Here is a 23,321-nt window from a genome sequence, read left to right as displayed (position 1 = left end):
AATTCGGTTCGCAGCTTAATACCCGATATACTTGCACCCAAATCATCATGCACCTCACTGCTGATACGCTGGCGTTCGCGTTGCAGGGCAAGCGTATTTTCATAGTCCTTTTTTTGCAAGCCTATAATGGACTGATAATATTTTCGTACCAGTAAAAAAACTACAACGATAGCGCTTAGCACTGCCAGTACCTGCAACCATAGTTGCTGGTACCATAAAGGCATAACGGTAAATTTAAAAATAAGCGACGAACTCAACTGGTTAAAACGATCGGCAGCCACCGCTTCTAACTCATAACTCCCCGGAGGCAACAGGTCAAACCTTTTTTCGCCGGATGGTGCAACGCTCCAATTTTTGTCAACGCCCTTCAGCCTGAACCGGTATTGTATTTTACCCATGCTTTTGTAGGATAGGGCAACGCAATTAAATACAACGGGCTGGCCGTAAGTAAAGCTGCTTTGATTTCCGGTGGCTCCGTCGTTAATCATTATCGGCCTGGGCAGATTGGTGTTCCCTAAATTTTGAGTCACTGCTATTCCCTGATCTGTGGCTATATAGTAATCAGGACCGTTCCGAACTACGTCGGCAACATTATCCGAAGGAAGCCCGTTACTGGTATTAAGCAGGCTGATCCGGTAATTCTGATAATTATTATAAAAGCTGATGATGCTCACCCCATCCGCTGTACAGGCCCATAATGTATTGGCATCTGTCCATACCAATTTGCGGATATCGCCCGAAGAAATAAGAGGCGAATTAAACTGAACAATGTTTTTCCCAGCCCACAAAAACAGCCCCTGAGCTTCGGTGCCTATCGCGCATACATCATTATTTGCCGCCAGGCACTTAATAATATTTATCCTGTTTCTGGCCAATATCCGGGAATAGTTAATATCATTTGTATTGGGCCTTAGCTGGTATAATCCATAAAGTGAACCTATCAGCAATTTGTTTTTATACCAGGTAAGAGATGTCATGCGTATAGGTTTGAATCTATAACCTTTTAGACGTGTGAACTGGCTGGACAATACGACAACTGCGTTTTGTGAAATAAAACTCACTGTATCATGCTGTTGGGTAATACCTTTTATAGGGCCATCAAAATAATTTTCGGGATGCCATGATGCAGGATTATCATTGGAAACATTTAATCCGAATATGCCATTATCTGTACCTATCATGATCCTGTTACCCGAAATTGTAAGCAGGTTAGTTATCCGGTTAAAATCCGACCGGTTTTGGTTTATAGTTATAGTGCCTATTGACGATATCTGCTTTGCACCAAGTTTCATATAGCTGAGCATGCTTAAAACGTGCCCGGCAAAAAGATAGCCTCCTGCGGTATCCAGTTTCAAAACGTCTTCATTTGCCAGGCCGCTCTCCTTATTAATAATTTTTACTTCGGGATTGGTACTTAGAAAAAAGCCTTTGTCATAACTGCCAAACCATAAATTATTTTCCTTGTCTATAAGCGTTGATGTAGTGATGTGGTTATCAAGGTAGTTTTTTCGCTCGCCCGTAATATAGTTGATAATGTATGTGCCTTGTTTTACCGTGGTAACAGTAAACGTGTTTTTACCGGTAAGGTAAACCGAGGTTACATTGCCGGTAAAATAGATTTTATGGAGGGGAATAATCCCGCTTTTTTGATATTGATAAACATGTACCCAGTCCTTAGTTATCAATAATAAATGATTTTGCCGTATAGCCAACCGATAAGGTTTGGTATTATTTTTGGCTGTTTGATAACTTAACTGCCCGGCCCAAAGCTCTTTCTCGAGTATGTCGAGGTCATTTTGAGATAAGGTAATCTCCTCTCCGTCTTCGCCATAAATATCCCCGTTTAAATGTTGTATGGCATGCCTTCTTGAATTTAACTCATCAAAATGATAAACTTTTGTACTAAGCCTGTAATTTACGCAAAGCTCATTATAGCGGTTAAAAAAGAAATTGGCAAAAGGCAATACTGTTACCTTCTGAGGTGATTTAAGCTTGTGTATAAGCCCGTTTTCATAGTAGCAAACCCTAAAATTATTACAATAGAAAAAAATCCGGTGATAATTATCCTCGGCTATCCGGAAACATTCGTTGCTTTCCAACCCATCCGCCGACGTAAAATTTTTAAAGTGCTGACCATCAAATCTGCTTACACCTTTATCCGTGGCTATCCAGATAAATCCTCTGCTATCTTGCGTTAAATAATTAACCCTTGAACTGAGTAGACCATCGGGTGCGTTATAATTTTTCAGGTAAACTACCTGGTATGGAGTGTCGGCATATAACCGCCAGGGGAATAAAAACAGGGTTAATATTAAAAGTTTAAAAAAATAGCTTTTTAGAGGCATTCTAATTTATTGGTATCAATTTAACATCGCTGCCATTTCAATATTATACAACAATATAGCTTATATAGCTTTGTGCAGCAATATTAACTGATAAATATAAAAAGAAATGCTAAGTAATTAAATAAGCATAGCTATGGTTTTACTCATATACCGGGTTCGATTTTATCTGGATAACCTCTTTTTGATAATTTAAAGAGCTTTTGCCCGTGACGAGCACTAAACATTTATGAAATTTTGAAAACTACGGGCTGATTTTGAATAGTGGATATTGTGACCCGCCGGTAAGTTTAATACTTAAACATTGCAGTGCTATTAGGGGTTACCTTACCAATCCGTTTATCTTTTTGTGAAACAAGTTCGCAGAGCTGAATCGCCGCCTTTTCAAAATCATTGTGATTGTCGCTAAGCAGCAGCCAGGCTGTATCAAAGCCCTCATCTAACACAAAATCGGCAATTTCGGGCATTTCGGATTTCAGGCTTTCATGATGTTCACGTTGTGTAGAGATCCAGATGCCGTTATGCTGCGGATTCTTACTCACCTTTCGGAAGATCAGTACTATCTTCCGGTCAAAATAAATATAAAACATACCTACAGCTGGCTTCACTATAATACCGGCGGGCAGGTAATCCAGCAGAAAATCAAAAGGCATCGATTTTTTCATGCTTGCTTAAAGAATATGCAATATAGTTCACCTGAGCGAAAACTAAATGGGTTTCACAAAGTTCAAAAAAAGTCACCTCAGATAAAACCGCTGTCATAATACACCTCCAAAATGTCACTAATGCCCCCTAATCCACAGACAAAAACCATTTAACTTTGAGTTAGTTAAATACATAAAAATGAAACAAACTCTCAGTATCATTGGGGGCCTGAGCTTACTAAGATTGATACTTTAACCAAATATTAACACCAAATTATTTACCTATGTTAACAATCAAGCCACACATCTGGTTCGGCCAGGATAAAGCCAAAGATGCTGCAGAATTTTATACAACCTTACTGCCTAATTCGTCTTTAAGTTATGTTAATCATTTCCCTATGTCTGATATCGAATGCGAAGTGGTTGAATTTGCGCTCGCCGGTCAGCCGTTCTTTGGTATCAGCGGCGTACCCGGAGCCAGGATCAGCCCTTCAATTTCCTTTATGATCAATTTTGATCCCTCGCGCGACCCGGATGCCGCTAAGCGCATTGATGAGGTATGGAATAAACTGTCAGAAAACGGACAGGTGATGATGCCGCTTGACAGTTATCCTTTCAGCGAGCGTTATGGCTGGATCAGCGATAAATATGGCGTGTCGTGGCAACTGATACTTACCAACCCGGCAGGCGAAGAAAGACCTGTGATTGTTCCGTCGTTACTATATACAGGCCAGGTAGCCGGTAAAGCCAATGAGGCCATCGACTTTTATTGCTCGGTATTTAAAGACAGTAAACGTGGTACCACTGCCCCGCGCCCGGAAGATATGGGCCCGGATAAAGCAGACACACTGATGTTTGCCGATTTTTATATCGATCAAACCTGGTTTGCAGCCATGGACAGCGCACATTCGCATGGTTTTGGTTTCAACGAGGCTGTTTCGCTATTAATTCCGTGCGAAACACAGGAAGAGATCGATTACTACTGGTCGGCACTTTCTGCCGATGGCGAACCAGGGCAATGTGGCTGGCTGAAAGATAAATACGGCGTATCCTGGCAGGTTGCATCAACAGTTATGTTTGAAGCTTTGAAAAATGGCAGTGCTGAACAAATTGCACGTATTACACAAGCTTTTATGACGATGAAGAAAGTTGATGTGGCAGCTTTGCAAGAGGCATATGCTCCAAACCGATAATTAAATCACTACCCGGAAGGTCAGGTTAACCCTGGCCTTCATCGGTTTATGCGATTTAGCTATCCGATGTTCCCAGTGCTCCTGCAAACCGCCTTTCATCAACAGGAAGGAACCGTGTTCCAGTTTCACGGTGTAGTGCTCTTTATGATTGGTTTTGTTGCGGATATCAAAGCAGCGTACCTGCCCGAAACTGACCGAGGCAATAACAGGACTTTTGCCTAACACGCTCTCCTTGTCGCTATGCCAGGCCACAGAATCATTACCATCCCGGTAATAATTCAGCAAAACGCTATTGAACCTCACCCCGGCAGCAGCTTCTACTTTTTGTTTCAGCATTAATAATTCCGGCGTCCAGGGATTTGGATTGCAGATTTTACCAGATACAGAATAGTCTGTGCCTACATCCCCGTGCCAGGCAGTAAGCCGGGGTGTAAGGTATTCCTTGTCCCACATTTTTTGAGTGGTTTGCTTCCAGGGCGATTCAGTTATGAACTTTTGAAGCAAGTAATCCCCGGTATTTTGATCGATAAAGTTAGCGTGGTATTCCAACAGTTCTTTTGGTAATCCCCTGCTCTGCCCCGCCTCTGCAAAAAAACTTAATTGTTTCATGGTTATCTTTAATTGCTTTTTACAACCTTTCTACATAGTTGATAATAAAATCTGCAAGCTGTTCCTGTTCGGCCACAGATAGCAGATTACCATCATAAATCCAAAAGCCCTGACCGTCAAACAAAATGCAGCCCAAATCATCAGGATTTTCTTCAAAAGCGGTATAGAGCCGGTAGCATTGAACCGCTTTTTTATACAACAGATCGGGCACCACCCGTATAACTTCATCGGGACCATTCCTGCGTTTTACAAAGGCCTTAGCCTCCCTGGTCAGATAGCTGTGGGTATTCATTTTAAACTATATAAACTCATCTCAAAGATATAAAAATACTAATATTTTTAGTATTTAAAAATATAACAAATATTAAATCGCAAAAATTGCTGTAACTATATCAGCGAAAACGCTGTCTCATAGTTATGAGACGACTGCAACTACTTTTCACCTTATTCGCACTAATTCTATTCAACTGTGCCCAAGCACAAACCACAGGAGGCAGCATTTCGGGGACTGTATCCGATGAAGCTAAAAAACCACTCGACGGTGCCACCCTGGTTTTACTTGCAGCAAAAGATTCTACGGTGATTAGTACCAGCCTCGCTAAAGCGGATGGCAGTTTCTCATTTCAAAACTTAAAAAACAATACTTATATCATTAAGGCCACTTACATGGGTTATAAAACCCATGTGAGTAGCCAGGTGGCAGTCAGCCAGCAAAAGCCGGTTAACTTGCCTGCAATTACGCTGTCGCCAAGCGGGAAAACCTTGAATGAGGTATCCGTAACCGCCAAAAAATCTTACGTACAGCAAAAGATCGACCGCACCGTTGTTAACGTTGGGGCGCTGATATCCAACACCGGAGCCAATGCTTTGGAAGTATTGTCAAAAACACCCGGTGTGCAGATAGATGCCGACGGCAACATCACCTTTAAAGGAAAAAGCGGCGTATTGGTAATGATTGATGATAAACCCACCTATCTTTCGGCAGCAAACCTGGCTACTTACCTTCGCTCCCTGCCATCTTCCTCTTTAGATCAGATAGAGCTAATGGATAACCCACCGGCCAAGTATGACGCTGCTGGAAATGCGGGAGTGATCAATATCAAAACAAAGAAAAATACCAATAGGGGATTTAACGCAGTAACATCCGTGAATTTAGCCCAGGGCTTTTACGGCCGGTCTGATGCAAGCATCAACTTTAACTACCGGATAGATAAGGTTAACTTTTTTGCTAACGTAGCCTACAATAAGCAGAAAACATTCAGGAGACTTGAAATAGACCGCAATTATTTTGACGAAAACAGCAATCAAACATCCTCACTGCAGGATATTTCCTATTTCAGGCCCTCAAGCAATAATACCAATATCAAAGCTGGGTTAGATTATTTTATATCTCCCAAAACAACCTGGGGTGTAGTATTTACCGGTACAATCTCGCGCGATCATGACAGCAGCCCGGTTTACAGCTTACTATATGGCAAAACCGGCGAATTGGATTCAACTATCAACACCCTCAACACTTCCCAAAATAAGTTTGACAGCAAAGGGATCAACGTAAACTATACCCACAAGTTTGACAGCGCTGGCAGGGCACTCACATTTGACCTGGATTATATCCGCGATATATCAGGCAGTAACCAGTTTTTTGTAAACAATACTTTTTTGCCCGATGGTACCTTAACAAATTCGCAAACAATTAAAGATGATCTGCCCGCTACTATCAATATCTATTCGGCAAAGGTTGATTATACACATCCCCTTAAGGGTAAAGCCAAACTGGAAGTCGGCATAAAGAGCAGTTATGTAAATACCGATAATGCTGCTAATTATTTTAATGTGGTCGATAACATCAGCACTATTGATTACAACAACACCAATCGTTTTTTATATAAAGAGAATATCAATGCAGCTTATCTGAACTTCAATAAAACATTTGGCAGGTTCTCATTACAAACAGGGTTGCGCTTGGAAAACACCAACGGCGACGGGCATCAGCTTGGTAATGCGCAAAAGGCCGATTCATCATTTGTTAAGCATTACACCAACATTTTCCCAACCGCCTATTTTTCCTACAACCTTGATACAGCAGGCCATAACGTACTGGTTGCTTCATATGGCCGCAGGATTGGCAGGCCGAGTTATGGAAGCTTAAATCCATTTACCTTTTTTGTAGATAAGTTTACCTACTTTTCGGGCAACCCCTTTCTGAAACCACAGTTTACCGACGATTATAAACTGGCTTATAGCTTCAAGAGCCTGTTTACGGTAGCAGTTGCCTATAATCGTACAACTGATGTTCAAAATGAAACCATCCATAAAGTTGATAATACATTTATCAGTACCACTGGCAACATAGGGAAGCAAAAAACATTAGATTTTTCTATCAGCAGTAACCTCCAGCCCGCCAAATGGTGGTCTGTCAATTTATATGCAGAGGTTTATAATAATACTTACCAGGGTGCATTTTATTCCGGTTATCTCAACGAGTCTAAAACTACCTTTAGCGCCAATGGCAATAATCAATTCACTTTATCCAAAACATGGAGCGCCGAGTTAAGCGGCTTTTATAACACAAGCGGCACTTACGGCCAGTTTGTTTCCATTCCTACCGGAATGCTCAACGCGGCTATTCAGAAAAAAATATTGAACAATAAAGGAACCATCAAATTCAATATGCGGGATATCTTTAAATCATTTAGCCCAAGCGGCACCATTACCAATATTGTAGGCGCAACCGCAACTTACCACAACTTTGTGGATACCCAGGTAGCTACCCTCACCTTTACCTATAGCTTCGGCAAATCAATCAGCGTACCCGCCAAACGTAATACCGGCGGAGCCGAGAGCGAACAAGGCAGGGCACATTGACAAATCATTTCATTATTAAGTACATGCTATCCTTTTCAAGATTACGAATGTCTGGTTTAAGGGGAGTTTAGCCCGGTTCATGGAAATGGCACTACTTAAAAGTTGTTTGAGCCCGTAGCTTTACTAAAATTAAAACCAAAAGCTATGAAGACTAACAAAAACAAACCGGCTACTGCCATCCTTATTGCTGCCCTTGCAGTTTTTATGTTTCCGTCATTTGTTATGGCTCAGCAAACTGTAAACGGCCGCACAGAGTTACAGCGTCATGACCTCAGTACACCGGGCCGCGAAATGGTGCAGATTCGTGTAGATATTGAAAAAGGACAGGCTTATCCGCAGCACAAGCATCCCGGCGAAGAAATTATTTATGTACTTGAAGGCGTGTTAGAATACCAGGTAGAGGGCAAACAACCGGTAACGCTCAAAGCTGGCGACGTTTTATTTATTCCCTACGGAACCATACACGCCGTAAAAAATATAGGCACTACCAAAGCAAGTGAACTTGCTACTTATATTGTTGAAAAAGATAAACCACTTGTAACATTAATCAAGTGAAATTTGGTTGGAAATTTTGGAAGTATTGATCACCGGGTTCCTAATCCTTGCGATCAATACTTCCAAAAATCTTCCCGCACATTGTCACAAAGTTGCTTTAAACTCATAAGATCCCGACGCTAAACGATAAACAGCTTTGTTTCCTTCAAACCTGATAAAGCTGACGCCTTTTACACCTGCCACAGGCTTGCCACCTTCCGTTACTTGTTTAGCATTGGTTGTGGGTAAAAACAGGGTAGCGGTTGTATTTGCCGGAACTGTGGCGTTATAAGTTAATGTTTTTCCGCTTACCAACCAGCCACTGTTTATACGGCCATAGGGCGAATCATACGCTCCTTTGGCCCAGGTCATTTTACCTGTCGGATCTGGTTCTGGCTGCAAAATAAATTTCTTAAACCCAGGTTCATCGCGTTGGATCCCGATAGAATAAGCAATCAGCCATTGGCCTATAGCACCAAATGAATAGTGGTTAAACGAATTCATGCTGTTATTTCCGCCAAAGCCATTTTCAACGGTATAGCCATTTAGCCTTTCCCATATAGTTGTTGCGCCCTGATCAATTGCATATAACCATGAAGGATAATGTTCATTCTGTAGTAGCTTATAAGCCGCCTCTGAATGCCCATAATCTGAAAGCGCTTTACTGATACCGCCAGTGCCCACAAACCCCGTCATGAGTGAATAAGCCGGACGGACAATCCCCTGATCATCTTTATTTTCACGTTCAACAGCAGCTTGTAGGTTTTTGGCCATATAACTGACGTTTTCGTTGTTGAATACACCCAGTGCCAGACCGGTTGCATAGGCAGTTTGTGTATCCGAAACCTTAAACTCCTTCTTACCAGGTTCGCCAAACATCCCGCCGCCAATGAGGCCGACCGTCTTTTTATCGGCGTTAACAAATGTTTTATTGAAGAAAGCTTTTCGCTCTTCATATTTTTTCCTGAATTTTTCGGCGTCATCTTTTTTGCCTAAAACGCCGGCAACTTTTGCCATGATGCCCAAATCATAAACATGATAGGCCGTAACCGGGAAAGCAGTACCAAGCTGCATATACTGCGGGCCAAGCCAATCGCCAAGTACCCCATCCTTGCTAAAACCTGTTTCGGGGTCGATGGTTGAGTCCACGTAGTCCATATACTTGCTCATGGCATCATAATGTTCAGCAAGCAGGGCTACATCATTATATTGCAGATAAGATTCCCAGGCTACGGTAATCCCGGCACTCCCCCAAATCACACCGCCAAAGCCGCCGCCAACAGGTGCAATGTCGGTAAACCTGCCCTGCTCAGTTTGCAGGTCGCGCATGGCCAGCATATGCCTGCGCAAAAACTGATCTGCATTAGATACATAAGTGGCAGTGCGCGAAAATATACTGATATCGCCCGACCAGCCCATCCGCTCATTCCTTTGAGGGCAATCTGTTGGTATGGTCAAAAAGTTATCGATGTTTGACCATGTTAGGTTGGACCATAGTTTGTCCACCTTCGGATTGGAGGTAGCATAATCGGCCGTAAGTTTCTTTACCGAGCTGATTGCCAAGCCCTGCACATCATCAAGAGGCAGCGGGCTATCGGTACCGGTGATTTCTATATACTGATAACCATGCGATGTAAAATGCGGCTGGATCACCTGCTCGCCGTCCTTCATGATGTAAATATCCTGGCTGAGGGCTGCGCGGTAATTTTCGGTCATGATCATACCTACATTTTTACCCGATTCCTTCAGGTTAGGGTAAAGGATCTCGGCATAACGCAGGGTTAGTTTTTTTCCGGCAATACCATTTTTAATGCTGATCTTAGGCACACCTACAAAGTTTTGCCCCATATCATATACATAAACACCTTTCCTAACTTCTTTTACTCCTTTTGCAGTAAGGGTTTTATAAATTCCCGCCGACGTTCCAATCTGCCCAATCATCGAGATATGATCAAAATCAAGAGGGATCTTCTTTCCGAAATAGTCAACATCATCGCCGGCATAGATTGTTCCTTTGAGCGATATCTCTGTGGCTTTTTGCCAGTTGCGATCATCATAGGCTATCGTGTTCCAGTCTTTAACTGCAGCTTCCCGCGTGGCGTCATCAATCTCGCCCATATCCAGACTGCTGTAAACAACAGGGCCATGGTTAAAATATTTCCAACTTTTGTCGTTGGTTTTGATCACCTCCTCCGAACCATCGGTATAAGTAATTACCAGCTTGGCCAATAAAGATTGCCTGTCGCCAAAATGGTTCCAGACATTGCCATAACTCAGCAAACCACTCCACCAGCCCTCACCAAGCATAGCACCAATCGCATTTTTCCCTTTACTTACCATACCAGTTACATCATAGGTTTGGTAAAGGTGGGTTTTGTTATATTGAGTAAGACCCGGATTATAATAATCGTTACCAACCCGCTTGCCATTAAGATAGATTTCATAAATCCCCCTTGCGGTTACATAAAGCCTGGCTTGCGAAATACTTTTATCGGCATTAAACACCGAGCGCAGCATTGGCATAGCATTATGGCTGGGATCGGCAAGGATAAATGCCCCGGCACTCCCGCCGCTTACTTCATATTTTGCATCTTTTATAACCAACCCTGACGATGGAGCGGCAACCGCTTCTTTAAAAATTCCGCTGTAGTTATTTTCTTCAGGTTTTTCGCTAAATAAAGTACTCCGCGGAGACCTGATATTGGAAACAGTAAGATCAGAAAATTCAGCCTTTTGTCCCTGATCTACAGAAAAACCTATCTCGCCAAGCATTCCGTATGATATTACATCATGCCCCGGACCAAGCGGGTTAAGCGTTATCACGGCTCCGCGATTTGCCGATACCGGGCGGGCTACCGCTGTTCCATTTTTTTCATCGGCCAAAAATGTTTTATCATCATCAACAGTAAACGAAAGTGTACCAAACTCGTTATGGATTAGTATCGAATGCTGCTTGTTTTTATTGTTGTTGCCAATCAGATCGGTTTTTACCGGGAAGCTTTTAAATACTTTACCCAATGTATCTTTTTCCGAATACCCGGCCCTGTATACATTGATCCGCGCATTGCCTCCCTGTTCCAAACCTGAAACATCCAGCTCAACCTTAAAATACGACTGGTTCTTTTTATTGGCAAGCTGGAAAACGTTCCGGTTGCTATCCATCAAACGAGGATCATTTGCGGCGAAAACAATACTTGCCTTTGAACTGCCCGGAGCAATTGCTACTTTATATTTCAGGTTGTACAGCGGCAAATAATGAGCATACAGCACCAGGTCGTTATCCCCTCCCCCAATCCACTGCGCACCATCCCAGGCCGACATGCCGGTATTCATCAACCCTGTTTCAAACCATGAACTTGCGGATGAAACACCTCCCGCCTGATCCCATACATTTACCGTCCAGTTATAGCGGGCTGCTGCTTTAAGCGGAGAACCTGCATAAACCACAGCCAGGGCAGTTCCGCTTTTTATTTTATTGCTGTTCCATACTATTTTTCCCTGCGGATCTTTTACAGTGATCTGATAAGCAACCTGCGTATATCCCCTTACAACTTCGGGCGCGAGCATCTGCCAGCTAAACCGCGGCAGTTTAACATCAATACCGATAGGATGATCTGTATACTCCACCTGCAGGTTAACTATCCGGGGGGCCGTTACAGCGCCGTAAAGGTTAATTTGTATGAATGAAAATAGCAGTAATAAAATCAGGACAACCGGTTTGGCTATCGGGGCGCGATTTTTTGTCATAATTGGGTTTACAGTAAAAATAATTGGATAAAGCAATATGCGTATTAAATAGCGCATAACTGTCCTGTACCTACCCCATTGATATATCAGTGTATATTATTTTTAAAAACAAATGGTTGATACATCAACCATTTGTTTACTTTTGTATTATGGATCAAAACAATAATCCTCTTCCCCCGTATTTAATCGCCCAAATTGGGGCGGTTTCAAACAGGTTGCGCCGGGAGTGTGATAAGGTTTTCCGTGCTCAGGACTTTCCCCTGGAGATGGATCAATTACAGGTTTTACTTAGCCTTTATTACACCGGGCCTGCCTCACAGCAGGAAATATGCTACAAACTGCAACGCGATAAAGCCTCCGTTAACAGAACAGTAGCCTTTTTGCTTAAAAATGATATGGTGAAAGTGGATCAGGACATTAGTGACAAACGGAAAACGCGTGTTGAATTAACAGACTATGGTCAAAAGCTTTCTGTACAGGCCGACATTGTTATTGAAAAATTTGATACCGCTTTAACGGCAGAATTTACTACCGAAGAAAAAAAGCAACTCGATTACCTGATGAAGAAACTAATTTCGGCAGTTACGCCTATGTAATCAACAGCATCTCCCATAAACTTTAAAACAAATTAACAGATATGAAAAAATACGTTTTTATTCTGACCGGATTTTTATTGCCCATACTTTCTTATTGCCAAAGTCCGGATACGGCAAAACATAAAAAATTTTTGACCACCTCTCCCTTTCTCGGCGGTGTTAACGTAACCGATATTGTTAGCCCTGTTAAAGTAAATAGCAATACCATAACCATGCAGCAGCCGATAGCAGATGTAGGTATCCCCGTTTATAAAGATTTTTCTTCTGAAAACTCCGTTTTAGTAAAAACCGGGATCCGTTACCGGGGCCTGTTCCTTTCAAATGAGGAAAAAATTGGCGAGAGTACTTTTCATTCTGTTACTATCCCGTTATTGCTGAATTATTCACTATCCCGAACCAAAGCAATTTCGTTTATTGGCTTAGCTACAGCCGGTTCGGATTTTAAACGCGGGATCGAAGCCAATGACATCTTGTATACACTCGGTATACGCCTGGGCTTTCGGTCAAGCAAATCTTTTAAATGGGGTGTTACATTGGTATACACCCGGAACTATTCGGGCCAGTTCCTGTTGCCCCTCCCCGATTTTGACTGGACTATTAGTGATAATTGGAACTTTACCGCTGTTTTACCTTCAAGGGCATCTTTAAAACGCAGGCTTTCAAGCTCACAATCACTCGGCGTAACTATGGCCATTGGCGGAAGCATGTACCGCCTTAATACTAACGACCAGCCACAGTACCTGCATTTACGTCAAAACAGCGCCGGCCTATTATATGACCTCACATTGGGCAGAAGATGGAAATTCACCGCGGTAGCCGGCCATACTTTTATGCAAAGGCTTGAAACTTTTAATATGGATCAGAAGGTACCCTTTGAAGGGTTTGCGAAACTTAATGACCGAGTGGCTAATATTTCTTATAATAAAAACTCATTTTTATTTCAGGGTGGGCTTAGTTATCAATTTTGATGATCCCGGATATTTTATGGCTTGACTCCGATACTAAAATTCACTCTTGTATCGGAGTCAAAGCATTACCCATTTTCAATATGAATTGATATAGCCTGCTATCGCCTAACCGCCCAAGCCAACCCATCGGCCCCGCGTATATCAATATGCCCGGTCACTTCTAATTTATTGAGATCTATCACCGCCACATAATTATCGCCGGTGCAGCCGATAAATGCGCGTGATCCGTCATCATCAACCAGAATACCAGCAGCGCCATGCCCGGTATTTATACGTTTCAACTCCTGGTGCGATACCGCATCAAAAATAAACAGGTCGCCGGTGCGGAGGCTGGTAACCAATACGCGCTTACCATCCGGTGTAAATTGAAGCCTGTTGGCACCCACAACCTTCGCATCATTTGTAGTAGTTACCTTTTTGGCGGCGATATCGATGATTGAAATATTACCGTCCTCTGCTCCTGCAGTCCATAGTTCACGACCATCAGGCGAAACATCAAAACCCTCGGAGCCTTTGGCTACCGGGATAACTGTCTGTATCCAATCATGGCGTGCCGGAGGTGCAAACCCGGGCGGAGGTGTTGCGCCCGCAGGAGGAACCCCTCCTCCCGGAGGCCCCATCGGCTTCAGCAGGCTATCCTCCAAAATGCTTACTGTTGCCGACGAAACGTTTGTAGTGTAAACCTTTTTCCCGTCATTGGTTACATAGATCATATGCGTTCTGTTCTGGCCCGTTCCCATGGCCCAGTCAAATTTACCGGTAGCGGGATCGTAACGGCCAACTGCTTTAGCCCCCTCGGCCGAGAACCAAACTTTTCCTCCTGCAAATGTTAGCCCGTGTGGCCCCATCAATGGTTTAGTGTCAATGGCAGGCAAAGCTTTTTGCGCTACAAGGTCAACCACGCTCAACTCGTGCAGGCTTCCACCTCCATAGATGGAAACATACGCGGTCTTTCCATCAGCCGATGCAATAACCTCATGAGGATCAGATCCTACAGGAACACGCGCGATAACTTTCAGGTTAACCGGATCGATGATAGCCAGGGTATGATCACTTTTTGAAAGTGCAAGCAGCGAACGTGAAGGCGTAGCCTGTGCCTGACATTTGGTCGCGGTAAAAACTATCGGTATCCATAAGAAGCTTACAGCAAGCAATTTAAACGAGCTGAATTTTATAGCTTTTAAAATTTGGCGGTGAGCGATTTTCTTCATAGGATTAGCAAATTGGAGAAACAGGTTAATATTAGTTTCGGTCATAAGAAATGATTTTTCCTATAAACAAATATACTGAACTACCTGATTTTTAGAGGATGAATCGACCAGGGCGGGGAGATAACCGACTACAAGCTATTCCTGATAGACAAGCCCCCGTAAAACTAAAATCTCCCAAATTGTTTATCCGCAGCTGGCTTCATACCTTTATATCAGCAACCTCAATATTTAATGCATGAATCAGCCATCCATCGCCGGCATTGCGCCATTCTTCATCGTTCGCGACGTTACAGTAGCGCTTGCCTTTTATAGCGAAAAACTTGGTTTTGAAGCAGTTTTTAAAGAGCCTGCCCATGATCCTTTTTTCGCCATTGTACAGCGCGATGGGGCAATGATTTTCCTCAAAGCTGTAAACGCAGATCCCCATCCCAACCGTAAACGCGCCGCTGATGCCCGATGGGATGCCTATGTCGGTACTCCTGATCCGGATAAGTTAGCCACTGAATTTATATCGCGGGGTGCTGTCTTTACTTCTCCCCTGCAGGATACCCATGATGGCTTGCGTGGCTTTGAGTTGGAAGATGCCGATGGATATCTCCTGTTTTTTGGCCGCCCCCGTTAACAGGTATGCTTTTTGCAACGGGTATAGCATGGATCAAAATTATTTACTAAACTCCATCGACGGGGTCGACGTAATCTTAATCCCTGGTTCAGGGAGTTACGTCTGCGTTTTCGAACCGGAAACAGAAACAAATCCAGGCTCTCCACAACCGTTAAGGGCCACTATACTGGATAAAGAACTGGCTTTCCAGCCAACAGACGGCGATAACATTTCAGAAGAAGAGCTACTGAAGGTTATTCGCTGGTATAGTTACCGCAAAACGTTCTCCTGAAATATACCCCAAAACCACGTCCATTATTTCAGTTTATACCTGCTAACAGGTTAATTGGCGTATACAAACTTTCCCGAACCGGGGAAGAATTCACCCTGCCCAAGACGCTCTCCTATCACGCCTTCTTTACTGACCTTATTGTATCTACTTTGTTACATATAGATCAACATTAAAAAATGGTCTTTAAAACAAAAAACATCGGCCTTTAAAACAAAAACGTTGTAGATAACTGCCTATACTTTTGTTTCATTAAAACATAAAAAATGGAACAAATAAAAGATAATTATAACGGCGTGTTACAAAAGCCGCTGGGATCTGGATTTACAGCCCAATCCACTACTACCGATGTTATAAAAGGCATTAACCTTACCGGCAAAACAGCCATAGTAACTGGTGGCTATGCAGGTATTGGCCTGGAAACCGTGAAAACGTTGGTATTGGCTGGGGCAAAAGTTATTGTACCGGCACGTGATATTAACAAAGCAACCACGAATCTTACAGGCGTACCCAACGTGATGATTAAAGCGATGAACCTGATGAATCCCGCTTCTATCGACAACTTTGCAGTCGATTTTCTTAAAACTGCCGAACCATTGCATATCCTCATCAATAATGCGGGCATTATGTGGGTGCCCCTTCAGCGCGACGCAAGAGGCTACGAATCTCAACTGGCAACTAACCATCTTGGGCATTTTCAGCTTACTGCACTCCTTTGGCCTGCTCTAAAAAAAGCCTATGGCGCAAGGGTAATTAACGTATCTTCATACGGCCACCAGATCGCACCTTTTAATTTTGATGATCCAAATTTTCTTCGCCGCTATTATGAAACGCTGTCGGCCTATGGCCAATCTAAAACAGCCAATAATCTTTTTACGGTAGAACTTGATCATCGTGGTAAAGATTTCGGGGTTCGCTCCTACTCCCTGCATCCCGGTTCTGTAAATGGCACCGATCTTGGCAGGGCCGCCTCGGTAGAGTTGTTTCAGCAAATGGGCATGTTTGATGCCGATGGCAATATCTTTCCGGAAGTGGCAGCCAGACTTAAAACCGTAGAGCAGGGTGCAGCAACTTCGGTTTGGTGTGCTACCAGTCCACAGCTCGATAATATCGGCGGCGTCTATTGTGAAAATGCCGATGTAGCTGATTTAGATTTTGGAGACATTGAACATAAATATGATGATCCGCTAACTCTGCGTGGCGTAAAACCATATGCTGTTAATGAAGGAAACGCAAAAAGACTATGGACATTGAGCGAAGAAATGACGGGCGTAAAATTTGCAGCAAACTAAGATCCGTTGTAGCTTTATTGTTAACTGGCAGCATTTGATGAACCATGGAATTTAAAACGCACTATTTAAGCCCTGATATTAAACTATCGCACTTTGAAGATAAGCCGTTCCGGACGGAAGTACTATTTGAACACCATATGCTGATCTGGTTTATTTCGGGCGAAACAAAAATAGTGCAGGCCGATTCGATACATGTTTTTGGTGCAGGAGATATTTTCCTGATCCCCCGAAATCAATTAACCACGGTTATTAATTATCCGAAAGACGGATTGCCGCATAAAACGGTGGCTATGCACCTTACCATGCCTATGTTAAAGGAGTTTTATGCTAAAAATCCCCCTAAAGCACGTCTGCAGCATTCGCCAGGGATCCGCAACTTCGGTAAGCACCCGCTATTGGAAAGCTGCCTGGCATCATTAATTCCGTATTTTGATCTGAAGGATGGATTGCCTGAAAACCTCGCTTTATTAAAAATTGAAGAGGCAATCAACATTCTCAGAATAATTGATAACGATATAGATGGTATCCTGGCCAATTTCCAGGAGCCTGGTAAAATTGATCTGACTAATTTTATGGAACGGAATTTCATGTTCAATATGCCAATGGAAAAATTCGGCTATTTAACCGGGCGTAGCCTAACCACTTTTAAAAGAGACTTTAAAAAAAGCTTTAACACTACTCCGCAAAAATGGTTAACTCAAAAACGGCTGGAACTTGCGCATTATCGCATCAGGGAGCAAAACAGGAAACCTTCGGATGTATATGCGGAGGTTGGTTTTGAAAACCTATCCCATTTCACCTATGCTTTTAAAAAGCATTTCAGCTATTCACCAACGGGCATATAATAAAAAAGCCTTTCTCTTTTCAGAGAAAGGCTTTTGAGCGAAAGACGAGATTCGAACTCGCGACCCCGACCTTGGCAAGGTCGTGCTCTACCAACTGAGCTACTTTCGCGTTGGTGGCCGCAAAGATATAAATCATGTATATGCGTGCAAAATTTTTTTTCAAGTTTTTGCGCATTAAAATTAACATGCTTTTAATCAAATATTTACATGGACTAAAATTCACCATTTGATCAAACATTTTTGATTTTGATAAAAAAGTGCATTCAAAAAAGCTAAAAAAGAGAGAAAGCGCTTCCTATTTAACACTGTTGATAACCCAAATCCCCACTCTCATACCTAATCATTAAATTTGAAGATGTTTCCTGATCCGGAAAACAGTAATAAATAGCAAGCGTATGGTGTTGGAGCCTTTTCATGAACTGGTACTTAAATTTATTGAAAATACTAACCGGCCGATATTTTTAACCGGCAAAGCGGGCACCGGTAAAACAACTTTTTTACGCTGGATCAGGGCAAACGTTACCAAAAACCTGGCTGTTGTAGCCCCTACCGCCGTAGCAGCTATCAACGCCGGCGGCGTAACTATCCATTCTTTTTTCCAGGTACCTTTCGGGCCGCAGGTACCTGTAACCGATCATAACAGTCATAATACGCTGCTAAGACAGGTTAGCCTCGAAAAATCAAACATATTAAAGTGCCTCGACCTGCTCATTATTGATGAGATCAGTATGGTGCGGGCCGATACACTTGATTATATTGATACTGTATTACGTCAGGTTAAAGGATCGGCACGGCCTTTTGGCGGTGTACAATTATTGATGATCGGCGATTTGTTTCAGCTCCCCCCGGTTTATGAAAAGGACTGGCCCGTGCTCAGAAATTTTTACAAGGGGCCTTATTTTTTTGATAGCCTTGCATTTCAAAAATTTCCGGTATTAACTTTTGAGCTCACCCAGGTTTACCGCCAAAAAGACCCGGTATTTGTGGAGATCCTGAACAGTATCAGGAACGGGTATGCCAGCGGCGAAATGTTGGATAAACTTAATGCCCATTATAACCCTAACCTTAATGCCAATTGGCTTAAGGATTACGTAACCCTATCTACCCATAACCAACTCGTTAACGAAATTAACCAGCAACGTTTAACTGAGCTTGATGGAGAAGCACAAACCTTTAAAGCAACAGTTACAGGTGATTTCCCCAAAGAAGCCTACCCTGCCGAAGAAGAGTTAGTATTGAAAGTTGGCGCACAGGTAATGTTTATCAAAAATGACAGCTCGGGCAAAAAGCAATATTACAATGGCCGTACAGGGCGCATAGTTGCCATGGGGCCGGGCAATATCCGTTTGAGTTTTCTGGATGACGGCTCGGAATTTGAGGTAATCCCCGAAAGCTGGCAAAACGTAAAATATGCACTGGCCGAAGATGAGCAAAAGGTAAACGAACAAAACAACGGATCGTTCAGCCAGTATCCGCTGCGACTGGCCTGGGCCATCACCATACACAAAAGCCAGGGGCTTACATTTGAAAAAGCGGTTATTGACGTCGATGCTGCCTTTGCCTTTGGGCAGGCTTATGTGGCTTTAAGCCGTTGCCGCTCACTTGAGGGCATGATCCTGAAGTCGCCTGTACGCCCCGAAAATATCCGTACCGATCCGGAGATCATCAGCTTTATGCAAAATGCAGCTATCTCCATGCCTGATGAAAATCTGCTGGAGAGTACCATCCGGCAAATAGCACTGGAAGAGATGAAGGATATCTTTGATTTTTCGATGCTTACAGGTGCATGGAAACAACTTAAAACCATCATGCTGAGCGGGGCGATTAAAAACAGCCCATTATCCGAAAACATCAACAAAACCGATCATAGCTGGGAAACTGAAATTAAAATCATCGGCGACCGTTTTATCCGAAAAGAACTGGGCGCTTTACCTGATGATCAGCTTATCTGGAACAATGCACCGTTTATAGGAAGGCTAAAAAATGCCGCCAACTATTTTCTGCCTAAATTAAATGCTTTTTCAGAAGCTATTAACGGTTTTTATATGGCTATAAATAACACCAACCCTCCTGCCGAATTTTACGACAGCCTAAACCATTTATTGGTTAACCTGAAAGCAAAAACGGCAGCCTTTGTACGCCTGCCTATTGCCACATCGGGCCGAGATGTTTTATCGTCGGTACAGGAGGCCGGGATAAGTTACAAACCGGTATATAAAAACTGGAACCCCAAAGCGCTGCCAAAAGAAAAAGAAATTGTTAACCCCGAACTGTATAAACAGCTACTCAACTGGCGTAAAGAAACCAGCCTCGAACGTAAAATTCCAGAGCATACGCTCGTGTCCGAAAATATGCTTCGGGACATTACTTCAAAACTACCGCGGTCATTAAACCAGCTTTCGCAGTTAAAAAGTTTTGGCGATGCCAAAGCAACAGATCTGGGCGAACCTATTTTAAAAATGATCAGGAGTTATTTAGGCGAAAACGACCTGTTTTCCTAAACAGTTTATTTAAAACCTTGGGATCTCGGGGCCGTTATACGGGTTTTCGAGGGCATTTTTTATCCTCATTAACTGGTATTGATGCCTCCAGTTATCGGGATAATTTTTCATGTTTTTCAATAATTGCTTAACAAAATCGGCAACATGGAGCTGAGTTGTAGCGCGGTCTAACCTTAATTCCTGGGGTAACGTAACATTACTAAAGTATTCACTCAATTCTTCGTAGCTCATGGCACAAAAGTAAAAAAAGCCCGGCATTTTCATACCAGGCTTTCAGGCTTAAATAAAGAGCTGAAAGCAGAATGCTTAAAGCTTAAAGCTAACCGCGCAATTTGTTTTAATTCCGTTAATACCTCCTGTATGTTTAAAACACGTAAAATAAACTGGCCTGAATGTTATTATTTTTAAAATCGTTGTTGATGTTGGAGAGATTAAAATCGCCAACTTTTGAGAGGCCGTAAACATATCTTACACCAATACCAAGCCCAAGTTTTGACTGGTATCCGATACCTCCTGCTGCCGCCAGGTCCAGTTTCTTAGCAAAATCGCCTGCGCTTAATCCAGAAACATCTTCTTTGGCTTTCATACCTACCTGCGGACCTGCCTCAATATAAAACCCTGAGTTAGCACGGTATTTCAACAAAAATGGAACAGAGATATAGGAAAGTTTAAGGTTTTGATCGCCAAGTGAGCCGCCCTTAATTTTTGCACCCTGTGATGAGAATAAAAACTCCTCCTGTACTAAGAAATTATCGGTGAATTTAAACGCAACAGTAGCACCTGCATGAAAGCCTACCAACGGATCAGTAGGGAAACTGGCATTGGTAAAGTTGCTATAGTTGGCACCTGCTTTAATTCCAAATTCAAGGCGCGATGCAACCTTTTGGATAACGCTTTGACTGAAGCCTTCAGTTGATACCAGGATTAAACAAGTAAATACGATAAGTAACTTTTTCATAAATTTTAATTTCAATTTTTGAGATAATGTTGCTGCCCGAAAGCGCATTTGTTATTGTATGGCGCAAAAGTGGGCTTATGCAGCGGCCTGCAGAAGGAAAAGGTAACCGAAGCGGGCAAAGTAGCGCCGGAAGCGGAAAAAATGGGCAAACGTGTTACGGAGGCAACATGATAGAGCAAGGCATTGCACTGTGCCTATCAATAAACACAACTAATCCGGCTAACACTGATTAAAAATCAATCAATTAGCTTTTGGCTTTACGCATTTTGCTTTCGGCTTTGACTTATCAGGCTTTTGCCAGCCAGGCAAGGAACTGGGAAGCCTTGCCTTTACTTACCACAATTCTTTCGCTGAATGTGATACTGAGATTGAGAGACAGTTTACGGGAGAAAAAACTGGAAACATCAATAATAGCTTTCCTGCTAACCAAAAATTGACGGTTAGCCCTGAAAAAGTAGCTTCCACATGTTTTTTCCAGTTCATCTAAATTTTTGTTAGGATAAAAAACCTTACCTGAAAAGGTTAATAAATGCGAAATTTCGTTTGAAAGATGGATCAATGCTATATCATCTAATTTTATAGGGATGATCTTATCCTGGTGATAAACTAATACCGAAGAAGGTTTGGTAGTTTCCTTTTTGGCCAGCAGTTCCATAAGCACCTCATATTGCGGTGGCTGATGCGTTTGAAATACTTTTTTCAGCTGCCCGTAACGTTCCAGCGCCTGCTGAAGCGTTTGCATTGTAAACGGTTTTAAGATATAATCTATTCCGTTTGCTTTAAATGCATCCAGCGCATATTCATCGTATGCCGTACAAAAAATCACAGGAACATCAATAGGTATTGCAGTAAATATCTCGAAACTCAACCCGTCTCCCAGTTGAATATCACTGAATATCAAATCTATCCCGTTACCTCCCGCAAAATAAGAAACGGCTTCTTTTACAGAATGAAGCTGTACTACAGTTACCGGTTCACTGATCAGTTGTGTTATACTCAGTTCCAGGTCATCGGCTACTACCGGCTCATCCTCTATGATCGCTATATTCATTATTCAATAATCTGATACTTACAGAAAATGTTTCTTTACTTTCACTGATAATAACTTCATCACCCGACAAAAGACTGTACCGTTCGGCAAGGTTTGCAAGCCCATGGTGAGTTGAAGTTACGTTAAGATTTTTCTTCTTAAGCGTGTTGGATACAACTATCCTCTCTTCCGAACAAAAAATATTTACAACAAGCGGCGACTGCTGGGTTAGCTCATTATGCTTGATTGCGTTTTCCAGAAGGGGTTGCAATGAAAAAGATGGCAGGTAATGATCATTCAATATATTGAGCGGTAAGTCAATATTACAATTTAACGCCGAACCAAACCTAATTTTTTGCATCTCGAGATAATCAAGCAGCAAGGCCAGCTCATCGGCAAGGCTCGAAGTTTTTGCGGCATGATTATAAACAGAGGCCCTGAGAAAGTTGGCCAGGTGAACAATATAATTATCCCCGGCACCTGGATCTTTCCGGTAAAGTGCCTTGAGTGTGTTAAGCGCGTTAAACAGGAAGTGAGGATGGATCTGTTGTTTTAAAAGCAGGTTTGTAGCTTCGGCATGCGCAGCTTTAATTTGGGAAAGTTCAAGATCGGCATGAGACTTATCAGCCTGCAGGATCACAAAGTCCTGAAGCAGGATAATAACGGTATTAACAAGGATGCTGGAAATAAAGAATATCACCAGAAAAACCGGAAAAGGGTATAACCGGCCTTTATGTTCAAAATAATCAAACGCAGGTGCCAGCATCAGATATATAGTGGCACTTGCTGCATAGGTAAAAAAATAACGGTAGCGTTTAAATGCTTTCCCTTTGAAGCTATAGCTACGTGCCAACAAAATCAGGATCCTGACATTTACAAAAGCCACTGAGCCTATTCCCAGCGCAGTCATACCCATATAAAACACCTTATATATAGGGGTCTCGTCCAGCAAAAAAATAAAATACAGCGATATGATCGCGGTAAAAGTAAGTACAAGCAGCCAGTTAAGCCGGATAAGGCTTTTAATTGGTAATGGAGACGGCATATTATTCAAAGATAACTAATAGGCAATAAGCACTGTATCAATTTGCCACCG

20 protein-coding genes and 1 tRNA gene are annotated in these 23,321 nt (G+C 42.6%); 10 read left to right on the top strand and 11 right to left on the bottom strand.

What is annotated here, in order from left to right:
* Both BMX50_RS19995 and BMX50_RS19990 read right to left on the bottom strand, forming a co-directional pair.
* A partial coding sequence (locus BMX50_RS19995) for a two-component regulator propeller domain-containing protein (RefSeq protein ID WP_091212551.1) occupies positions 1-2,345 on the bottom strand: 2,345 nt, incomplete at its 3' end.
* A 287-nt stretch (positions 2,346-2,632) separates the two neighbouring features.
* Entirely contained in the window at positions 2,633-3,007 is a 375-nt protein-coding gene (locus BMX50_RS19990) for a hypothetical protein (protein ID WP_091212548.1), read from the bottom strand.
* A gap of 263 nt (positions 3,008-3,270) precedes the next feature.
* Between BMX50_RS19990 and BMX50_RS19985 the strand changes: the two genes are divergently transcribed.
* The gene (locus BMX50_RS19985; protein WP_091212543.1) at positions 3,271-4,179 is read left to right on the top strand and encodes a VOC family protein; all 909 of its coding nucleotides are present in this window, start codon (positions 3,271-3,273) and stop codon (positions 4,177-4,179) included.
* Here BMX50_RS19985 and BMX50_RS19980 read toward each other — a convergent pair whose 3' ends face one another.
* Positions 4,180-4,788 carry an alpha-ketoglutarate-dependent dioxygenase AlkB family protein gene (locus tag BMX50_RS19980; protein ID WP_091212535.1) on the bottom strand — a complete coding sequence of 203 codons (609 nt, stop codon included), beginning with the start codon at positions 4,786-4,788 and terminating at the stop codon, positions 4,180-4,182.
* A gap of 19 nt (positions 4,789-4,807) precedes the next feature.
* Complete coding sequence (locus tag BMX50_RS19975; protein ID WP_091212527.1) at positions 4,808-5,080, bottom strand: hypothetical protein; 273 nt, start codon at positions 5,078-5,080, stop codon at positions 4,808-4,810.
* 125 nt (positions 5,081-5,205) lie between these two features.
* Here BMX50_RS19975 and BMX50_RS19970 point away from each other — a divergent pair, with 125 nt between their 5' ends.
* Positions 5,206-7,653 (top strand): TonB-dependent receptor, encoded by a 2,448-nt coding sequence (locus BMX50_RS19970; protein WP_091212522.1) that lies wholly within the window; start codon positions 5,206-5,208, stop codon positions 7,651-7,653.
* Between the two features lie 144 nt (positions 7,654-7,797).
* On the top strand, positions 7,798-8,208 hold the full coding sequence (locus BMX50_RS19965) for a cupin domain-containing protein (RefSeq protein WP_091212518.1): 411 nt from the start codon (positions 7,798-7,800) through the stop codon (positions 8,206-8,208).
* A gap of 84 nt (positions 8,209-8,292) precedes the next feature.
* Here BMX50_RS19965 and BMX50_RS19960 read toward each other — a convergent pair whose 3' ends face one another.
* On the bottom strand, positions 8,293-11,934 hold the full coding sequence (locus BMX50_RS19960; protein WP_167668028.1) for a family 78 glycoside hydrolase catalytic domain: 3,642 nt from the start codon (positions 11,932-11,934) through the stop codon (positions 8,293-8,295).
* A gap of 149 nt (positions 11,935-12,083) precedes the next feature.
* Between BMX50_RS19960 and BMX50_RS19955 the strand changes: the two genes are divergently transcribed.
* A complete protein-coding gene (locus BMX50_RS19955) occupies positions 12,084-12,530 on the top strand; it encodes a MarR family winged helix-turn-helix transcriptional regulator (RefSeq protein WP_091212507.1) in 447 nt (148 codons plus the stop codon).
* A gap of 41 nt (positions 12,531-12,571) precedes the next feature.
* The gene (locus tag BMX50_RS19950) at positions 12,572-13,498 is read left to right on the top strand and encodes a DUF6268 family outer membrane beta-barrel protein (RefSeq protein WP_091212504.1); all 927 of its coding nucleotides are present in this window, start codon (positions 12,572-12,574) and stop codon (positions 13,496-13,498) included.
* A 98-nt stretch (positions 13,499-13,596) separates the two neighbouring features.
* On the opposite strand, the gene BMX50_RS19945 is transcribed toward BMX50_RS19950, so the two are convergent.
* Complete coding sequence (locus tag BMX50_RS19945; RefSeq protein WP_208864749.1) at positions 13,597-14,709, bottom strand: Vgb family protein; 1,113 nt, start codon at positions 14,707-14,709, stop codon at positions 13,597-13,599.
* 235 nt (positions 14,710-14,944) lie between these two features.
* On the opposite strand from BMX50_RS19945, the gene BMX50_RS19940 reads away from it, so the two are divergent.
* From BMX50_RS19940 to BMX50_RS19925, 4 genes are all read left to right on the top strand, one after another.
* Positions 14,945-15,331, top strand: a complete 387-nt coding sequence (locus BMX50_RS19940) for a VOC family protein (RefSeq protein ID WP_091212501.1) — start codon at positions 14,945-14,947, stop codon at positions 15,329-15,331.
* Positions 15,297-15,602 carry a hypothetical protein gene (locus BMX50_RS19935; RefSeq protein WP_143065230.1) on the top strand — a complete coding sequence of 102 codons (306 nt, stop codon included), beginning with the start codon at positions 15,297-15,299 and terminating at the stop codon, positions 15,600-15,602. The genes BMX50_RS19940 and BMX50_RS19935 overlap by 35 nt, the downstream gene beginning before the upstream one ends.
* 263 nt (positions 15,603-15,865) lie before the next feature.
* Positions 15,866-16,891, top strand: a complete 1,026-nt coding sequence (locus BMX50_RS19930; protein ID WP_091212494.1) for an SDR family NAD(P)-dependent oxidoreductase — start codon at positions 15,866-15,868, stop codon at positions 16,889-16,891.
* A gap of 44 nt (positions 16,892-16,935) precedes the next feature.
* On the top strand, positions 16,936-17,736 hold the full coding sequence (locus BMX50_RS19925) for a helix-turn-helix domain-containing protein (protein WP_091212491.1): 801 nt from the start codon (positions 16,936-16,938) through the stop codon (positions 17,734-17,736).
* A 36-nt stretch (positions 17,737-17,772) separates the two neighbouring features.
* On the opposite strand, the gene BMX50_RS19920 is transcribed toward BMX50_RS19925, so the two are convergent.
* Positions 17,773-17,845, bottom strand: a tRNA-Gly gene (locus tag BMX50_RS19920).
* Positions 17,846-18,131: 286 nt separating this feature from the next.
* Here BMX50_RS19920 and BMX50_RS19915 point away from each other — a divergent pair.
* Positions 18,132-20,237, top strand: a complete 2,106-nt coding sequence (locus tag BMX50_RS19915; RefSeq protein ID WP_091212486.1) for an AAA family ATPase — start codon at positions 18,132-18,134, stop codon at positions 20,235-20,237.
* A gap of 9 nt (positions 20,238-20,246) precedes the next feature.
* Here BMX50_RS19915 and BMX50_RS19910 read toward each other — a convergent pair whose 3' ends face one another.
* From BMX50_RS19910 to BMX50_RS19895, 4 genes are all read right to left on the bottom strand, one after another.
* A complete protein-coding gene (locus BMX50_RS19910; RefSeq protein WP_112653808.1) occupies positions 20,247-20,468 on the bottom strand; it encodes a DUF6965 family protein in 222 nt (73 codons plus the stop codon).
* A gap of 133 nt (positions 20,469-20,601) precedes the next feature.
* Positions 20,602-21,195: a porin family protein gene (locus tag BMX50_RS19905; protein ID WP_091212627.1), complete on the bottom strand. Its 594-nt coding sequence runs from the start codon at positions 21,193-21,195 to the stop codon at positions 20,602-20,604.
* 286 nt (positions 21,196-21,481) lie between these two features.
* A complete protein-coding gene (locus BMX50_RS19900) occupies positions 21,482-22,246 on the bottom strand; it encodes a LytR/AlgR family response regulator transcription factor (RefSeq protein ID WP_091212475.1) in 765 nt (254 codons plus the stop codon).
* A complete protein-coding gene (locus BMX50_RS19895) occupies positions 22,221-23,270 on the bottom strand; it encodes a sensor histidine kinase (RefSeq protein ID WP_091212470.1) in 1,050 nt (349 codons plus the stop codon). The genes BMX50_RS19900 and BMX50_RS19895 overlap by 26 nt, the downstream gene beginning before the upstream one ends.
* Positions 23,271-23,321: the final 51 nt, after the last annotated feature.

This window comes from Mucilaginibacter gossypiicola (genome assembly GCF_900110105.1).
In the GTDB taxonomy this organism is placed as follows: Bacteria; Bacteroidota; Bacteroidia; order Sphingobacteriales; family Sphingobacteriaceae; genus Mucilaginibacter; species Mucilaginibacter gossypiicola.
This window is presented reverse-complemented; position numbering and strand designations above follow the sequence as displayed.

What these genes read in the sequence shown, in the direction of transcription:
- BMX50_RS19910 (WP_112653808.1), bottom strand. Translation starts at nt 20,468, where the DNA reads ATGAGCTACGAAGAATTGAGTGAATACTTTAGTAATGTTACGTTACCC.
- BMX50_RS19955 (WP_091212507.1), top strand. Translation starts at nt 12,084, where the DNA reads ATGGATCAAAACAATAATCCTCTTCCCCCGTATTTAATCGCCCAAATT.
- BMX50_RS19935 (WP_143065230.1), top strand. Translation starts at nt 15,297, where the DNA reads ATGGATATCTCCTGTTTTTTGGCCGCCCCCGTTAACAGGTATGCTTTT.
- BMX50_RS19945 (WP_208864749.1), bottom strand. Translation starts at nt 14,709, where the DNA reads ATGAAGAAAATCGCTCACCGCCAAATTTTAAAAGCTATAAAATTCAGC.
- BMX50_RS19975 (WP_091212527.1), bottom strand. Translation starts at nt 5,080, where the DNA reads ATGAATACCCACAGCTATCTGACCAGGGAGGCTAAGGCCTTTGTAAAA.
- BMX50_RS19970 (WP_091212522.1), top strand. Translation starts at nt 5,206, where the DNA reads ATGAGACGACTGCAACTACTTTTCACCTTATTCGCACTAATTCTATTC.
- BMX50_RS19905 (WP_091212627.1), bottom strand. Translation starts at nt 21,195, where the DNA reads ATGAAAAAGTTACTTATCGTATTTACTTGTTTAATCCTGGTATCAACT.
- BMX50_RS19930 (WP_091212494.1), top strand. Translation starts at nt 15,866, where the DNA reads ATGGAACAAATAAAAGATAATTATAACGGCGTGTTACAAAAGCCGCTG.
- BMX50_RS19990 (WP_091212548.1), bottom strand. Translation starts at nt 3,007, where the DNA reads ATGAAAAAATCGATGCCTTTTGATTTTCTGCTGGATTACCTGCCCGCC.
- BMX50_RS19900 (WP_091212475.1), bottom strand. Translation starts at nt 22,246, where the DNA reads ATGAATATAGCGATCATAGAGGATGAGCCGGTAGTAGCCGATGACCTG.
- BMX50_RS19980 (WP_091212535.1), bottom strand. Translation starts at nt 4,788, where the DNA reads ATGAAACAATTAAGTTTTTTTGCAGAGGCGGGGCAGAGCAGGGGATTA.
- BMX50_RS19915 (WP_091212486.1), top strand. Translation starts at nt 18,132, where the DNA reads ATGGTGTTGGAGCCTTTTCATGAACTGGTACTTAAATTTATTGAAAAT.
- BMX50_RS19985 (WP_091212543.1), top strand. Translation starts at nt 3,271, where the DNA reads ATGTTAACAATCAAGCCACACATCTGGTTCGGCCAGGATAAAGCCAAA.
- BMX50_RS19950 (WP_091212504.1), top strand. Translation starts at nt 12,572, where the DNA reads ATGAAAAAATACGTTTTTATTCTGACCGGATTTTTATTGCCCATACTT.
- BMX50_RS19965 (WP_091212518.1), top strand. Translation starts at nt 7,798, where the DNA reads ATGAAGACTAACAAAAACAAACCGGCTACTGCCATCCTTATTGCTGCC.
- BMX50_RS19940 (WP_091212501.1), top strand. Translation starts at nt 14,945, where the DNA reads ATGAATCAGCCATCCATCGCCGGCATTGCGCCATTCTTCATCGTTCGC.
- BMX50_RS19895 (WP_091212470.1), bottom strand. Translation starts at nt 23,270, where the DNA reads ATGCCGTCTCCATTACCAATTAAAAGCCTTATCCGGCTTAACTGGCTG.
- BMX50_RS19925 (WP_091212491.1), top strand. Translation starts at nt 16,936, where the DNA reads ATGGAATTTAAAACGCACTATTTAAGCCCTGATATTAAACTATCGCAC.
- BMX50_RS19960 (WP_167668028.1), bottom strand. Translation starts at nt 11,934, where the DNA reads ATGACAAAAAATCGCGCCCCGATAGCCAAACCGGTTGTCCTGATTTTA.